The sequence below is a fragment of the Pseudomonas sp. GM49 genome, assembly GCF_000282355.1.
Classification (GTDB): domain Bacteria; phylum Pseudomonadota; class Gammaproteobacteria; order Pseudomonadales; family Pseudomonadaceae; genus Aquipseudomonas.
This window is the reverse complement of sequence record NZ_AKJL01000192.1, coordinates 44154-59904: the sequence shown is the minus strand read 5'-3', so window position 1 is coordinate 59904 and position 15751 is coordinate 44154. Positions and strand designations below refer to the sequence as shown.

The window sequence follows — 15751 nt, the reverse complement described above, 5'->3', positions numbered from 1 at the left end:
TCAGGTTGATCCCGAAGAACCCGGCATACCCCAGAATCAGCACGATGGTGCCGTAGCGAAAGTTGCGATGGGCAAACAGGCGCAGGTTGACCACCGGGTGCTCGTCGGTCATTTCCCAGATCACGAAGAACGCCAGGGCCACCACCGAAATCACCGAACCGATCACGATGAAGCTGGATTCGAACCAGTCGGCATCGTTGCCCTTGTCGAGCACGATCTGCAGGGTCCCGACGCCGATGATCAGCGCGATCAACCCGACGTAATCCATCGGTTGGCGGCTGGTGACCACCGGGCGCTTTTTCATCTGCTGGGTCACCACCCATGCCGCGAACAAGCCGATCGGCACGTTGATGAAGAAAATCCACGGCCAGCTGTAGCTGTCGGTGATCCAGCCGCCGAGGATCGGCCCGGCAATCGGCGCGACCACCGTGACCATCGCCAGCAACGCCAGTGCCATCCCCCGCTTCGCCGGGGGGTAAACCGCAATCAGCAGGGTCTGGGTCATCGGGTACAACGGCCCCGCCACCACGCCTTGCAGCACCCGGAAGCCCACCAGCTCGGGCATGGACGTGGAAATCCCGCACAAAAACGAGGCCAGCACGAACAGCAATGTCGCCCATACAAACAGCTTCACCTCGCCAAATCGGCGACTGAGCCAACCGGTCAGTGGCAAGGCGATGGCATTGCTCACCGCAAACGAAGTGATGACCCAGGTGCCCTGTTCCGAACTCACGCCCAGGTTGCCGGAAATCGTCGGCAACGCCACGTTGGCGATGGTGGTGTCGAGCACTTGCATGAAGGTCGCCAGCGACAGGCCGATGGTGCTGAGCAACAGGCTGGGCGGTGTGAAAGACGCGTTATTGCTCATCGCGAATCCTTTGAAACTGGTCTGGCGCTGCGCCTCACAGACGCAGCTATCCCGGTGGGAGCGAGCTGTGGCGAATCAGCGTTGCGCGGTTTTGCTGACCGCGGCGCTGTTGTCGTGGATCAACTGAGTGATCATCGCGTCCGCCTCGGCCAATTGACGGTCGTAGACGTTGGTGCTGAACGAGGCCTTTTGCGGCGGCTGTTGTGCCAGCACCGGGCCGCTTTGGTCGCGCAGATTCACATCAACCATGGTCGACAGGCCGACCCGCAACGGGTGTTTGGCCAGTTCTTCGGCGTTGACGTGGATCCGCACCGGTACACGCTGCACGATCTTGATCCAGTTGCCGGTGGCGTTCTGCGCCGGCAGCAGGGCAAAGGCGCTGCCGGTGCCGGCGCCGAGGCTGTCGATGGTGCCGCTGTATTTGACGTCGCTGCCGTAGAGATCGGTTTCGATCTCGACCGGTTGGCCAATGCGCATGTCACGCAGCTGGGTTTCCTTGAAGTTGGCATCGATCCACAGCTGATCCAGCGGAATCACCGCCATCAGCGCAGTACCCGGCTGCACACGCTGACCAAGCTGTACAGAACGCTTGGCCACGTAACCGGTAACCGGTGCAATCAGCACGCTGCGCGAGTTGTTCAAGTAGGCCTGACGCAGTTGCGCAGCGGCGGCCATCACGTCCGGGTGCGATGAAACCACGGTGTCATCGACCAGCGCGCTGGTGGTTTTGAGCTTTTGTTCGGCGTTGGCCAAGGCGTTTTGCGCCGAGGTCAGGTCGTCGCGGGCGTGGGACAGTTCTTCCTGGGAAATCGCCCCGCCGGCGGCGAGATTCTTGCGCCGGCTGAAGTTGTCCTGGGCTTTTTGCACTTCGGCTTTCTGGGCGTTGACCTGAGCTTTCATGCCATCCACATCGCTGTACAAGCCGCGCACCTGACGCACGGTACGCGCCAGATTGGCCTGGGCATTTTGCAGACCGATTTCGGCGTCATTCGGGTCGAAGTTCACCAGTACCTGGCCTTCATGCACCAGATCGCCATCGTCGGCGCCGATACTGACCACGGTACCCGTGACCAGCGGCGTGATTTCCACCACGTTGCCGTTCACATAGGCGTCGTCGGTGCTTTCGCTCCAGCGCCCGTAAAACTCGTGGTAGGCCCAGACGCCCGCGCCACTCAGCACAACGGCGGCAGCCAGGATCAGCAACATGAACTTGCGCTTACCCGAATTGGGGTTGCCTGGAGTGTTTTCAGGAGGTTGAGTTGTATCGGCAGTGGCCATGACAAGTACCTTGAATTAGTGGGTCAGCGTGGCTGGAGTGGCGTTGGCCGAGGCAATGGCCTCAGGCTGGAAACCGCCACCCAGCGCCTGCATCAGTTGGATCGACAGGTCGATCTGCTCGGCATTCAGGTTGGCCAGCTGACGCTGGGCCTGGAGCAATTGCTGCTCGATGCTGAGCACGTCCAGGTAGTTGCCGATGCCGGAACCGTAACGCTGGACCACGGTGTTGTAGGAATCCTGGGCGATGTCGGTGGCATGCTGCTGGGCAGCAATCTGCCGGCCGATATCACGCAACTGGTTGATGCTGTCACTGACATCCCCCAGCGCCCTCACCAGGCTTTTGTTGTACTGCGCCACGGCGAGGTCGTAATCGGCGTCACGCGAATCGAGGTCGGCGCGCAGGCGGCCACCGTCGAAAATCGGCACAGAGATCGTCGGTGCGATGTTGAAGAAGCGGCTGGCCGAACCAAACATCGCATCGCCCAACAAGGATTCGGCACCGGCAGCGGCGCTGAGGTTCAAGTTGGGGTAGAACCGGGTCTTGCCGGCGTCGATACTTTTGCTCGCCGCCTCGACCCGCCAGCGCGCGGCCACCAGGTCCGGGCGACGCCCGAGCAGTTCGGCTGGCAACACCGAAGGTAGCGCTACCGCGCTCGGTTGAAGAATGTTCGGGCGGGCAATTTCATTGCCGCGGTCCGGGCCTTTGCCGAGCAGCACCGCAAGGGCGATCTTCGCGCTGTTCAGGCGCTTTTCAGCGTCGATCAAATTGGCTTGGGAGGTGGCTTCCAGGCTTTCGGTCTGCTGGAACTGGTACTGGCTGTCGATCCCGGCAGTCAGGCGCCGCTGGCTCAGGTCGAGCATTTGCCGGGTGCGCTTGAGGTCTTCGCTGGACAGGTCGTAGACGATATGCGCCTGCCCCAGATCGCTGTAGGCCCGGGCGACGTCGGCGGCCAGTGTCAGTTGCGCGGCCTGCTGGTCAACTTCGGCAGCACGGGCCTGGCCCAGGGCGGCTTCCCAGGCATCGCGCTGACCGCCCCACAGGTCGAAGTTGTAATTGAAACTGGTGCTGATGTTGCGAATGGTGGCGAAAGCATCGCCCTGCCCGCGCGGGTCCTGGTCCCGGGCCAGGCGCGAGCGGCTGACACCGGCACTGGCATCCAGGGTCGGCATCCGCTCGGCGTCGGCGGCATAGGCCGCAGCGCTGGCCTGATGGGCACGGGCGTCGGCGATTTGCATGTCCGGGCTATCGCGCAGGGCCTCGCGGATCAGACCGTCGAGTTGCGGGTCGCCAAGGCTTTTCCACCAGTCGCTTTTCGGCCAGGCGGCCGGCGACAACGTCACGCCGCCGAGGGATTGCCCGGCCTTGAGGTTTTTCGCGTCGAGGCTGACACCTTCGGTTTTCAGGCCGCTGTAGCTGGCGCAACCGGCCAGGCTCATGGCCAACAGCACCAGGCTCAGGCCGGTACGCAAGGGTTTACTGCTCATTTGTCACCTACCCGCAGCAGCGTGATCGAGTCACCGGCTGCTACCAGAATCTTCTTCAGAATCATCTCCAGGGTTTTCAGCTCATCTGGAGTGATGGCGCCGGCCAGTTCATTCATGGCTTCGGCACCGATGTGCGGCAGCAGCCCGGCGAGCTTCTGCCCTTCTTCCGTGAGTACCAGCTGCACCTGGCGGCGATCCGCCTCGGAACGCTGGCGGGCGAGGAAACCTTTCTGTTCCAGGCGATCGAGCATTCGGGTCATCGAACCGCTGTCCAGAGACAGGTGGCGGCACAGTTCGCCCGGCGAGTCGACGCCGTACTGGGCCATGATGATCAACACCTTGAACTGCGCGGCGGTGATGCCGTGGGGTTCCATGTGGGTGTCGATGATCCGGTCCTTGAGCAGCGCGGCACGCCCGAGCAACAGGCCGAGATGGCAATTGTGGAAATCGTCTGGAGAGAAATGTTTCATCTGACTACCAATTAGCTGCCTAGGCAGTGAATGTATGTCGAGATGTTACTGCCTAGGCAGCCAATGTCAACGTAATAGTTAGCACGCTTGGTAAATAGTTGATAAATGGTGTCGGGTTTTGTGCTGCCCACACGGACGCCTTCGCGAGCAAGCCCGCTCCCACAGGGATCGCACTGGACCTTGTGGGAGCGGGCTTGCTCGCGAATGGGGCGACTCGGTCTTTTGTAGGAAATGCGGGCCTAGAAATCCCGCTTATAGAAGATGTCCAGCGAACTGGCCACGCCGCCAGCGGCTTCGAGGTAGACCTTTTTGCTCAGCTTGTAGCGCAAGGCAATGGTGTTGGCCGGTTCGAACACGCCAACGCCATAGCGCAGGCTGAGCTTCTCGGAGAGGTTGCCGCTGGCCACCACACTGGTGGCAGTCCCGCTGCCCTGGGTGTCGAGCTGGAAGTCCTGGATGCCCAGGTTCTTGGCCAGACCGCTGGTGACCCCGGAGCTGCCCATCAAGCCCAGACCGAGGGCAGCCTGGGCGAGCATGTTGTTGTCTTCGCCATTGCTGCTCAGCGGACGCCCGAGCACCAGATAGGACAGGGCCTGCTCCTGGCTCATGGCCGGTTCGGAGAAGATCTGCGTGGTCGGCTGCTCGGCGCTGCCACTCAGGCGGATGCCGGCGATGATGTCGTCGGTCTTGCGAATGGCTTCGATGTCCAGGTACGGCTGATCGATGGGGCCGGCAAACAGCAAGCGAGCCCGGCGCACCGAAAGCCGCTGGCCGTAGGCGCGATAACGCCCGTCGTTGAGCCATAGTTCACCACGGGTGTCCATGTTGTCGCCGATGTGCACATGCCCCTGCACATTCGCGGTCAGGCCGAAGCCGGCGAAGCTCAGCTTGTCCTCGCCGACCACCACTTCGATGTCCATCCTCATTGCCAGCGGCGGCTTGCCCTCCTCGGTCTGCTGACCGACGATCACCGTGTCATCGGAGACCTTGACCGTCGACGGCGGCAACTCGCGAATGGTGATTTCGCCCTTGGGCACCAGCACTTTACCGGCGATGGCCAACTCGTCGCCCTGCACCGAGATCTTCAGGTCCGGTGCCACTTCAAGCTTGGCGTAAGGCTCGACGGTGACCGGCAACTGCGAGCCTTTGAGCGCCAGGTCCACCACCAACGCCTGGCCCCAGGCGATGTTACCGTTCAAGCTGCCCTGCCCGGCCTTGCCGCTATTCCAGCCGCCGTTCAGTTGTACGCTTTCACCGGCGATGAGCGCCTGTACGTGCAGGTTTTGCAGCTCCATTGGCAACTCCGGTCCGGCCACTATGCCGTCACTCAGTTGCAGACTGCCATTGACCTGCGGCGCCAATAGCCCGCCGGAAATCGTGCCACTGCCATTCAAGCGCCCGGCCAGCTTCTCGACCATCGGCACGAATGGCCGCGCCACCGACAGGTCCAGCCCGCTCAAACGGAACGAGCCGCTCAACGGTTTGTTCTTCGGCAAGGGATTGAGCTGCGCCTGGACCATCAGTTCGCCGAGTTTGCCACCGACGAAGTTGAGCTCGGTGTCGATGCGTTTGGGCGTGAGTTTGCTGGTGAGTTTCAGGGTCTGGTACGGGAAATCCAGCCACTGGTCCTTTTCCTTGATGCGCAACGTGCCGCCGCCGGCATCGACGCTGATCTGGCCGTTCGGGCCATTGGCCGGCAGGTCCAGTTGCAGGTCGGCATTGAGCCGACCCTGCCAGGCGAAATCCTTCGGCAACCACTGGGCGAGGCTGTCGATCGGGAATTGCTTGAGGTGATAACGCAGCTTTGGCTCGGGCATCAGGCGCGAGTCCTCACCGCACAGGCTGGCCTGGCCGGAGGCCCAGCAGTGGGCGCCGAAGTTGATTTTGCCGTCCGCCAGGCGTTCGAGTTTCGCCGGCCCTTGCAGCTTCCAGTCCTGGCCACCGGCCTGGATATCACCGCTGGCCAGGCGGCCACGCCAATTGCCTTGGTCCAGCACACCGTCCAGACCCAGCGCCAGTTTCAGCTTCGGTCCTTGCAGGTCGAGGCTCAGTTTCTGGTTTTTTATGTCGCCCTGGCCACTGGCGGTCAGCGCGCCCAGTGAAGTATCGCCCGCCCGGATGCCGCTGCCCTTGAGGTCGATTTTCGCCCGTTGCGCACTGTCCAGAGTGGCGTCCAGGTTCAGGCTTTGCAGGCGATTGTCCTGGAATGCCAGTTGCGAGCCTTGCAGGTCAAGCTTGCCTTGCGGTGCCTTGAGCGTGCCGGCGACATCCACGCGGCCATTGAGCTGACCGCGCAGTTGTGGCCAGAGTTGGGCCAGACTCGGCAGCTTGAGATCGATCTGCCCAACGAGTTTCTGTTGCAGGCTACCTTTGCCGCTGATGCTGTTGTCGCCCAAGCGAACTTGCAGGGCGTTGAGGTTCCATTGCTCACCACGCCCATCGGCCTTGGCCTGGATCACTGCCGGTTGACCGCGCAGCTTGCCTTTGAGGTCCAGGTCGGCATTGAGGCTGAGCGTTTCATTCTTCATCTCGCCCTGGCTGCGCAACGGCCCGGCCAGCGTGCCCGGCAGCTCCGCGACCCAGTACGCCGGGTTGATCGCCGACAGGTCCAGCGCGGTGTCCCAGGCAATGCCGTCGGCGAATTGCAGGTTCAGGTGCCCTTCGGCCTTGCCTTGCCCGGCCTGGAGTTGAATCTGTTGCAGGTAGATTTTCGTCAGATCGCCCGCGAAAGGGCTGGCCAGGGTGAAGGCCCCGGCCGGACCATCCAGTGCGGCGTCGAAATGACCGAGGTACTTGCCGTCGGTATAGGACACCTCACCGTTGAAGCGGCGCAACGCCACTTCCGGCTCGTCGATCAATGGATAGAGGCGGTGCCAGGGGAAATCCAGCCAGTCGATTTTCGCCTCGGCGCTCAGGCCTTTGCTCCAGTCCACCTGCCCGGTGAGCTTGAGGCTTTGCTGGTCGTTGGCGGTCAAGTCCAGTGCGGCGATCTGCGCGCCCTTGGCGTCGACCTTGCCTTGCAGCGCCAGTGCGACCGGCCCTTGTTCTGCGGGCAACGTGGCTTTGCCTTGTAGCGCATAGCCGTTTTTCAGGTCACCCGTACCGGTGAGTTCCAGTTGATTGAGTTGCAGGGTGTCCGGCAGATCGGCACCGGGTTTGAAGCCGTCGGCGGTGATCCGCAGCTTGGCCGGCAGGTTTTCCACCAGCGGTTGCAGTTCGCCGGTCAGTTGCCCGTTGAGGTAGCCGCTGCTGTCGGCCTTCAGATTCAGGGTTTTCAGCAGGTCGCCGTCGATCTTCATCGCCAGCGCCAAGGGTTCAGGCGTCGACAATAGAGTCAGCTTACCTTCGGCATTGAGCGGCCAATTACCGCTTGGTTGCAACAGGCCGGACAGGTTCAGGCTCAGGTCATCGCGCTGTAACGATATCGCGTCGATCTTCAAACCGGCCGCCGTCCAGTGCGCCGCCAGTTGCAGCCCCTTGAGTTCTTCGCTGCCGTTGAACAGCAGGCGGCCGACCTTGATTTCTCCCAGCTCGATGGCCAACGGTAGCTTGAGTTCCGGGAGCGTGATCGGGCCGCTGTCTGGTTCTTCGGCACCCGGCGGGAACGTCAGGCTGACCTGATCGGCCTGCAATTGCTCGATGCACAAGGTCATGCGGGTCAGGCACATCGGCGACCAGGCAAAAATCACCTTGTTCAGTTCAACCCGGCTGGTGTCCTGCTGCCACAGCACCCGGTCGGCACTCCACTGCCCGCCCAGCCGGCCCTGGAAGTTTTCCAGGGTCAAACCCGGCACAAACCCCAACGCCCAGCGGCTGCCCGTCGCCGTGCCCAACACTGTGACCAGCGTCAGGACAACCAGCATCAACAGCGCCAGAATCGCCAACAGCGTTACTTTCAAACCACGCTTCACAGCTCGGGCCCCATGGAAAAGTGCAGTCGAATGCCGCCATCGTCGTCCAGCGCATGGGCCAGGTCGAGGCGGATCGGCCCCACCGGTGACACCCAGCGCACGCCGATACCGACCCCGGTCTTGAGGTTCGGCAGTTCGAGTGTATTGAAAGAGTTGCCCTGATCGACAAAGGTAGCGACCCGCCATTTTTCGGCGATCGAATACTGGTACTCCGCGCTGGCGGCGACCATGTAGCGACCACCGATGCGATCACCGTCGGAATTTTCCGGGGACAGGCTCTGATAGTCGTAACCGCGCACGCTCTGATCGCCACCGGCGAAGAAGCGCAACGATGGCGGCACCGATTTGAAGCCGTTGGTGGCACTGCCGCCGACCTGCACGCGCCCGAGGAAGCGGTGGTTGTCGAACACCGTGGTCAGGCCTTTGACCAATGCCGTGCCGTAGACCAGGTTGCTGTCGGAACCCAAACCCTCCTTGGCCACTTTGGATTCGAATTGCAGCCGATAGCCGTTGTGCGGGTCGATGCGGTTGTCACTTTTCAGGTACGAGTAGTTCACACCGGGCATCAGCAGATTACTGAGTCCCGAGTCGTCGCCGAGCTGATAATCCTCGCGCTGCCACTTGAGCGACACCACCCGCTGCCAGCCACTGGGCAACTTGCTGTGCCATTCGGGGCCGAGGGTCAGCAACTTGCTGTGGGTGTCGGTGCCGGCGATGTCTTCATTCTGATAGCCGCCGGCAAAACGCAGTTTGTCGGTCAGCGGTGGGTCCAGCGGAATGTCGTAGAACAGCCCGACGTTTTGCCGAGGCGCCGAGACTTCGGTCTCCCAGCCGTAACTGTGCCCCTGCGCGTTGACCCAGTGCCGGGTCCAGTTGGCCTTGGCCCGTGGGCCGACGTCGGTGGAGAAACCCAGGCCCAGGCCCATGGTCCGCGGCTTGCGGGTTTCGAGTTTGACGTCCACCGGGATCGCATCGTCCCTGGATGCCGTCGGCGCCGCGTCCACCCGCACACCTTCGAAGTAGCCGCTCGATTGCAGGTTCTGATTGAGTTCGGCGATCAGTTCCGAGTCATATGGCGCACCGGCCTTGAACGGCACCATGCGTTGCAGCAGCTCATCGTCGAACGGCGTATCGCCCTCGAAACTGACTTTGCCCAAGGTGTAACGCGGACCACTTTCATAGATCAGTTCGATATCGGCGACGCCGGCACGCGGGTCGACCGACAATTTTGAACGAGTGAAGTGGCCGCTGAAAAAGCCATAACGCGAAGCCTGATTCTGGATCAGGCGCTTCGCATCCTCGTAATGCCCATGATTGAGCACCGCGCCGGGCTTGAGCGCGTCGCTTTTGGGAACTCGAAAGGATTTGAGGGCGGCTGCCGGGCCGTCGACACGCACCGTGACGTTGCGCAAATGCACCGGCTCACCGGGGTCGACCGTCAGCACCAGGCGCGGGGCCTTGCCCCCCTTCACCTCGCTGTCGATGTGCGGCTGGTAATAACCCAAGGCCTGGGCCGCCTTGCGCGCCTGTTCTTCGGCGCCACGGCTGAAGCGCAGCAAGGCCTGCTCGTCACGATCGCCGAGGCTGCCGATATAGCCTTCTATATTGGCCTTCAGCTCATCATTGGACGGTTTGATCCGTACATCCAATTCACTTTGTGCCAGCGCTGCGCAGCTGGTCATCAGCATCAGCGCACCGCTGGTAATTCTTCCTGGAAACTTCATAGGCGCGGATGCTATCACGAGCTTGAGAGCGTGATAGAGCCTGGCACGCAAGGAAAGTTCGCCATTCAGGCCGTTGCCGTGTGCAACACCTGGGGATTGGGGTGAAAAAACACGTGCTCGCGAATCGGTCCTACGGCAACTTCACCGATCTCCTCATAGCCCTGACGCTTATAGAACTCCAGATAGCGAGGATTCCCGGTATCGAGGATCACACCCTGTGAGTTTTCATCCACGGCGCACCAGTTGTGCACGGCTTGCAACAGTTGCTCGCCGAAATGTTTGCCCTGGAACTGCGGATGAACCCCCAGCAATGGCAGGACGTGCACCGAGTCGTTCGGCACGCAGGCCTCCACGGCGGCGTGATATTCAAGGTAGCGACGGGTGCAGCGAAATCCCGTACTGAGCACCATGCGCAGGCGCCAGGCCCAACTTTCGGTGATGCCAAGACGACGTTGCGGCGGCGCGATCAGGGCGATGCCGATCAGGCGGTCGTTGACCAGCAGGCCGATGGCAGGCAGGTCCTGGAGAAAATGCTGGGTCACCAGTTCGCGCACAGTGGCGCGAACCCGTTGTTCGTAACCGGGACGCTCGGCTTCGAACAAATAGCCGAAGGTCGGCTCGTGTCGATAAGCCTGATACAGCAGTGAGCGCGCCTCAAGGGCGTAGCCGCTGTCGAGCATGTGAATATCGGCGATGGCGGTCGAGGTTTCGGGCATGACGGTTGATCTCCCCGGCACAGCTCGGGTGGCTGCGCTCTTGTTGTTGCGAGCTGATCGGCGCTGACACAGTTCCTTACAGATTCGCAATCAGTGTAGGCAATGAAATCGCCTTCGCGAGCAAGCTCGCTCCCCCAGGTTATGCGCCTGCCTTTGCTTTTGTGGGAGCGAGCTTGCTCCGGGCGGCGTTCCGACGATGATGCCATCACTGCCCACACAAGACTGACTGGCAAAACCGAATCATCTCACCCCACACTGGCCCGATTCCCACATGTCAGCTAGCATCGCCCTTTTGCCAGGACTGCCGACCATGAAGATCGTCTCCTTCAACATCAACGGGCTGCGCGCCCGTCCCCATCAGCTGGCGGCGCTGATCGAAAAGCACCAACCCGATGTGATCGGCTTGCAGGAAACCAAGGTCCACGACGACCAGTTTCCTCTCGATGAAGTCAGAGCACTGGGCTACCACGTGTATTTCCACGGGCAAAAAGGTCACTACGGCGTCGCCCTGCTCTCGCGCCAGGAGCCGCTGGCCTTGCATAAAGGTTTCGCCACAGACGAAGAAGATGCCCAGCGACGTTTCATCTGGGGCACCTTCGCCGATGCCAACGGCGTGCCGGTGACCATTATGAACGGCTATTTCCCCCAGGGCGAAAGCCGCGACCACCCGACCAAATTCCCGGCCAAGGAACGCTTCTACAGCGATTTGCAGCAACTGCTGGAAAGCCAGTTCAAGAACGACCAGCCACTGGTGGTGATGGGCGATGTGAACATTTCCCCGGAAGACTGCGATATCGGCATAGGTCCGGACAACATGAAGCGCTGGCTGAAAACCGGCAAATGCAGCTTCCTGCCGGAAGAGCGCGAGTGGATGGCCCGCTTGAAGAACTGGGGCCTGGTGGACAGTTTCCGTCACCTGAACCCGGACGTGACCGACACCTTCAGCTGGTTCGACTACCGCAGTCGTGGTTTCGAAGACGAACCCAAACGTGGCCTGCGCATCGACCTGATCCTCGCCTCCCACGGCTTGCTGCCGCGGGTGAAGGCCGCGGGGGTGGACTACGAACTGCGCGGCATGGAAAAACCTTCGGACCATGCGCCGATCTGGCTTGAGTTGAGCTGATCCCGAGACGTACGCAACACCAATGTGGGAGCGGGCTTGCTCGCGAAAGCGTCGGATCAGTCGACACATGTATTGACTGAAACACCGCATTCGCGAGCAAGCCCGCTCCCACATTAGAAAAGTGTCATTTTTCGGAAACCTTACTGACTTAATCTCCCGACACCTCCTTTGGCTATGTAAGGTGCCGGCATGATGCTGCGCGTGCTGTTCCTGTTGATGCTGTGCATGGGCTTGCCGCAGGTGGCTTCGGCCGGTGGATTACCGACACCCGAACACGGCCCGGTGCTGCGCATTCAGGGTTCCAACACCATCGGCGCGGCATTGGGGCCGGCGCTGGTCGAGGGCCTGCTGAGCGAACAGGGTCTGCGCAAGATTCACCGCGAAACACCGGACACTGCCAACGAACTGCGCATTGTCGGCGAAACCGTTCAGGGCCGTCGGGTCGTGGTGGAGCTGACAGCCCATGGTTCCAGCACCGGTTTCAATGCGCTCAAAGCCGCCAGCGCCGATCTTGCCGCCTCGTCGCGCCCGATCAAGGACAGCGAACTGACCAGCCTCCAATCCCTCGGTGACCTGAAAAGCCCAGGCGCCGAACAGGTCATTGCCATCGATGGCCTGGCGATCATCCTTCATCCGGACAATCCGCTGAACCAACTCGACACCGTGCAACTGGCGCGCATCTTCAGTGGCGAGGTGAAAAACTGGGAAGACGTCGGTGGCCGCGGCGGGCCGATTCATCTGTATGCGCGGGATGATCAGTCCGGGACCTACGATACTTTCAAGGAACTGGTCCTCAGTGGCCGAGGGAAAACCCTTGGCAGCACGGCGAAACGCTTCGAGTCCAGTGAACAACTGTCCGATGCGGTCAGTGCAGACCCGCAAGGCGTCGGTTTTATCGGTTTGCCCTACGTGCGCCAGGCCAAGGCCGTGGCCATTGTCGACGGTCAATCGCAAGCCATGCTGCCGCTCAACAGCCTGATTGCCACGGAAGACTATCCGCTGTCCCGTCGATTGTTCTTCTACCTGCCACCCAACGGAAAAAATCCCTGGGCCGATGCGTTGGTAGCCTTTGCCCAAAGCAACAACGGTCAGGCCATTGTGGCCGCCAACGGTTTTATTGCCCAAACCGTCCAGGCCATGGCCGTTACCCCCAATGCGTTGATGCCCGAGGGTTATCAGGCGCTGAGCCGACATGCTCAACGGCTGTCGGTGAACTTCCGCTTCGAGGAAGGCAGCGCCAGCCTGGACAACAAGGCCCGACAAGACTTGCGGCGGGTGCTCGACTATATGAAGCAGCACGGTAAAACCGAAGGACAGGTCACGCTGGTGGGGTTTGGCGATGCCAAGAGCGACCCGGCGCGCGCCGATCTGTTGTCGAAACTGCGGGCCATGGCGGTGCGGCGGGAGCTGGTGAAGAGCGGCGTAGTGTTTCGCGAAATTCGAGGATTCGGTGCCGAAATGCCGGTGGCGGCCAATAGCGCCGATGAAGGGCGGATCAAGAATCGGCGGGTTGAGGTTTGGGTGTATTGAATTGAGCGCCGAACAATGTGGCTGAGAGCTTACTGTGGCGAGGGGGCTTGCCCCCGCTCGGCTGCGCAGCAGTCGTGAACCATCCACCGCGTTGCTTCAGAGCAAACACGGTGGATGGTTTTAGGCCCGCTTCGCAGTCCAACGGGGGCAAGCCCCCTCGCCACGAAAGCTCACTGTTCACACAGTCTCTGCGGTGTCAGTGCCCGCTACGCATCATCTCTTTCGGCACATATTTGCCGATCTCGAATTTACCGATCGCCGCGCGGTGCACTTCGTCCGGACCGTCGGCCAGGCGCAGGGTGCGCTGCATCGCGTACATGTAGGCCAGCGGGAAATCGTTGGAAACCCCTGCCCCGCCATGGATCTGGATCGCCCGGTCAATCACCCGCAACGCAACGTTTGGTGCGACGACCTTGATCTGCGCGATCTCGCTGCGGGCCACTTTGTTGCCAACGGTGTCCATCATGTACGCCGCCTTCAGTGTCAGCAGGCGTGCCATGTCGATCTCCATCCGCGAATCGGCGATCTTGTCGACGTTGCCGCCCAGGCGCGCCAGGGGCTTGCCGAATGCCGTACGGCTCACCGAGCGCTTGCACATCAGTTCCAGTGCACGCTCGGCCATGCCGATCGAACGCATGCAGTGGTGAATCCGGCCAGGGCCGAGGCGACCTTGAGCGATTTCGAAGCCGCGTCCTTCGCCCAGCAGGACGTTTTCGTACGGTACCCGGACGTTTTCGAACAGCACTTCGGCGTGACCGTGGGGAGCGTCGTCGTAGCCGAACACCGGCAGCGGACGCAGGATTTTTACTCCGGGGGTGTCCACCGGCACCAGAATCATCGAGTGCTGGGCGTGACGTGGCCCGTCCGGATCGCTCAGCCCCATGAAAACCAGGATTTTGCAGCGCGGGTCGCAAGCGCCCGAGGTCCACCACTTCTTGCCGTTGATCACCCACTCATCGCCATCACGCACTGCACGAGCGGCCATGTTGGTGGCGTCGGAGGACGCGACATCCGGTTCGGTCATGGCGAATGCCGAGCGAATCTCGCCACGCAGCAATGGCTCGAGCCAGCGTTGTTTCTGCTCTTCGTTGGCGTAACGCACCAGCACCTCCATGTTGCCGGTGTCCGGTGCCGAGCAGTTGAAAGGCTCCGGCCCCAACAGCGAGCGGCCCATGATTTCCGCCAGCGGCGCGTATTCGAGGTTGGTCAGACCGGCACCGAGCTCAGACTCAGGCAGAAACAAATTCCACAGACCTTCAGCCTTGGCCTTGAGTTTGAGTTCTTCCATGATCGCCGTCGGCTGCCAGCGGTCGCCCTCGGCGACCTGACGCTCGAACACGGCTTCGGCGGGATAAACGTAAGTATCCATGAACGCTGTTACGCGCTCACGCAGTTCCTGAACCTTGGGCGAATAAGCGAAATCCATGAGCGAGATACCTTCTTGGGGGAGGTTGTTTAGATCATGCAATCGATGCTAGAACAGCCATGAAAATTTACCTAGCCTATTCTCGGCGTGTATAAACATTCATCACCGATATATGATCGGCTGATCATCAGGATCAGCCCGCCCACACAATAAGAGAGCCGCGTAATGAATCTGAGCAAGGTCGATCTCAACCTTTTCATCGTCTTCGACGCGATCTACACCGAAGCCAACCTGACCCGCGCCGGGCAGATTGTCGGCATCACCCAACCGGCGGTGTCGAACGCTCTGGCCCGCCTGCGCGAGACCTTCAACGACCCGCTGTTCGTGCGCACCGCCCAGGGCATGGTGCCGACGCCCATGGCGCAGAACATCATCGGCCCGGTGCGCAATGCGCTCTCACTGCTGCGCGTGTCGGTGCAGGAAAGCCGCATTTTTAACCCGCAGCAAGCGGTCAAGACCTATCGCATCAGCATGACCGACCTCACCGAAGCGGTGATCCTGCCGCCGCTGTTCCAGCGCCTGCGCCGCCTGGCGCCGACGGTGATCATCGAGAGTTTTCTGTCCAAACGCCGCGAGACCACCAAGGAACTGGCAGCCGGCCGCCTGGACTTTGCGGTGGATGCGCCGCTCAACACCGACCCGCAGGTGCGTCACGTCAAGTTGATGGAAGACCGCTACGTGTGCGCCATGCGCAAGGGGCATCCGCTGGCGGGCAAAGAGAAACTCACACTGGATGATTACCTGAGCCTGACCCACATCCATATTTCCAGCCGCCGCAGCGGCCTCGGCTATGTCGACCTGGCGCTGGGCAAGATGGGCATCCAGCGCAAGATCGCCCTGCGCTCCCAACATTACCTGATGGCCTCGCAAGTGTTGCAACAGACGGACATGGTCATGACCGTGCCGGAACGTTTCGCCCGCCGTAACGACCTGCACGCCTTTTATCTGCCGGTCAACGATGTGCCGCCGGTGGAAACCCACCTTTACTGGCACGAAAGCACTGACCAGGACCCGGCGAATCGCTGGATGCGCGAGCAGATGATTGAGCTGTGCCAGCAGGTGACGGCGCAGGAGAAAAAGCTCGAGAAGGTGTAAGGCTCGATACCGGGGTATCCCTATCGCGAGCAAGCTCGCTCCCACAGGGATCTGTGCAGGGCACCAGTTTTGTGTCCACTGAAGATCCAATGTGGGAGCGGGCTCGCTCGCGAAGGGGCCAGCAA

General features: G+C 61.3%; 11 protein-coding genes. 3 read left to right on the top strand and 8 right to left on the bottom strand.

Annotation, left to right across the window (positions count from 1 at the left end; genetic code table 11):
• The 7 genes from PMI29_RS11780 to PMI29_RS11810 all read right to left on the bottom strand — a co-directional run.
• A partial coding sequence (locus PMI29_RS11780; protein ID WP_007999554.1) for a DHA2 family efflux MFS transporter permease subunit occupies positions 1-868 on the bottom strand: 868 nt, incomplete at its 3' end.
• Between the two features lie 75 nt (positions 869-943).
• Positions 944-2146: an HlyD family secretion protein gene (locus PMI29_RS11785; protein WP_007999552.1), complete on the bottom strand. Its 1203-nt coding sequence runs from the start codon at positions 2144-2146 to the stop codon at positions 944-946.
• Positions 2147-2161: 15 nt separating this feature from the next.
• Positions 2162-3631, bottom strand: a complete 1470-nt coding sequence (locus PMI29_RS11790; RefSeq protein WP_007999550.1) for an efflux transporter outer membrane subunit — start codon at positions 3629-3631, stop codon at positions 2162-2164.
• On the bottom strand, positions 3628-4101 hold the full coding sequence (locus PMI29_RS11795; protein WP_007999548.1) for a MarR family winged helix-turn-helix transcriptional regulator: 474 nt from the start codon (positions 4099-4101) through the stop codon (positions 3628-3630). Before PMI29_RS11795 ends, PMI29_RS11790 begins: the two co-directional genes overlap by 4 nt.
• A 239-nt stretch (positions 4102-4340) precedes the next feature.
• Entirely contained in the window at positions 4341-8012 is a 3672-nt protein-coding gene (locus PMI29_RS11800) for a translocation/assembly module TamB domain-containing protein (RefSeq protein ID WP_007999546.1), read from the bottom strand.
• Entirely contained in the window at positions 8009-9736 is a 1728-nt protein-coding gene (locus PMI29_RS11805; protein WP_033052487.1) for an autotransporter assembly complex protein TamA, read from the bottom strand. The genes PMI29_RS11800 and PMI29_RS11805 overlap by 4 nt, the downstream gene beginning before the upstream one ends.
• Positions 9737-9801: 65 nt before the next feature.
• Entirely contained in the window at positions 9802-10452 is a 651-nt protein-coding gene (locus PMI29_RS11810; protein ID WP_007999542.1) for a GNAT family N-acetyltransferase, read from the bottom strand.
• A 310-nt stretch (positions 10453-10762) separates the two neighbouring features.
• On the opposite strand from PMI29_RS11810, the gene xthA reads away from it, so the two are divergent.
• Positions 10763-11575, top strand: a complete 813-nt coding sequence (gene xthA / locus PMI29_RS11815) for an exodeoxyribonuclease III (protein ID WP_007999540.1) — start codon at positions 10763-10765, stop codon at positions 11573-11575.
• Positions 11576-11764: 189 nt separating this feature from the next.
• The gene (locus PMI29_RS11820) at positions 11765-13105 is read left to right on the top strand and encodes a phosphate ABC transporter substrate-binding/OmpA family protein (protein WP_007999539.1); all 1341 of its coding nucleotides are present in this window, start codon (positions 11765-11767) and stop codon (positions 13103-13105) included.
• A 196-nt stretch (positions 13106-13301) separates the two neighbouring features.
• Here the strand turns inward: PMI29_RS11820 and PMI29_RS11825 are convergent, their stop codons facing one another.
• Positions 13302-14531: an acyl-CoA dehydrogenase gene (locus PMI29_RS11825; RefSeq protein WP_007999538.1), complete on the bottom strand. Its 1230-nt coding sequence runs from the start codon at positions 14529-14531 to the stop codon at positions 13302-13304.
• 165 nt (positions 14532-14696) lie between these two features.
• On the opposite strand from PMI29_RS11825, the gene PMI29_RS11830 reads away from it, so the two are divergent.
• The gene (locus tag PMI29_RS11830; protein ID WP_007970503.1) at positions 14697-15626 is read left to right on the top strand and encodes a LysR family transcriptional regulator; all 930 of its coding nucleotides are present in this window, start codon (positions 14697-14699) and stop codon (positions 15624-15626) included.
• Positions 15627-15751 lie beyond the last annotated feature (125 nt).

Bases quoted from the DNA above. Each gene is read 5' to 3' on its own strand.
- PMI29_RS11805 (WP_033052487.1), bottom strand. From the start codon at position 9,736: ATGAAGTTTCCAGGAAGAATTACCAGCGGTGCGCTGATGCTGATGACC.
- PMI29_RS11785 (WP_007999552.1), bottom strand. From the start codon at position 2,146: ATGGCCACTGCCGATACAACTCAACCTCCTGAAAACACTCCAGGCAAC.
- PMI29_RS11810 (WP_007999542.1), bottom strand. From the start codon at position 10,452: ATGCCCGAAACCTCGACCGCCATCGCCGATATTCACATGCTCGACAGC.
- PMI29_RS11795 (WP_007999548.1), bottom strand. From the start codon at position 4,101: ATGAAACATTTCTCTCCAGACGATTTCCACAATTGCCATCTCGGCCTG.
- PMI29_RS11825 (WP_007999538.1), bottom strand. From the start codon at position 14,531: ATGGATTTCGCTTATTCGCCCAAGGTTCAGGAACTGCGTGAGCGCGTA.
- xthA (WP_007999540.1), top strand. From the start codon at position 10,763: ATGAAGATCGTCTCCTTCAACATCAACGGGCTGCGCGCCCGTCCCCAT.
- PMI29_RS11830 (WP_007970503.1), top strand. From the start codon at position 14,697: ATGAATCTGAGCAAGGTCGATCTCAACCTTTTCATCGTCTTCGACGCG.
- PMI29_RS11790 (WP_007999550.1), bottom strand. From the start codon at position 3,631: ATGAGCAGTAAACCCTTGCGTACCGGCCTGAGCCTGGTGCTGTTGGCC.
- PMI29_RS11820 (WP_007999539.1), top strand. From the start codon at position 11,765: ATGATGCTGCGCGTGCTGTTCCTGTTGATGCTGTGCATGGGCTTGCCG.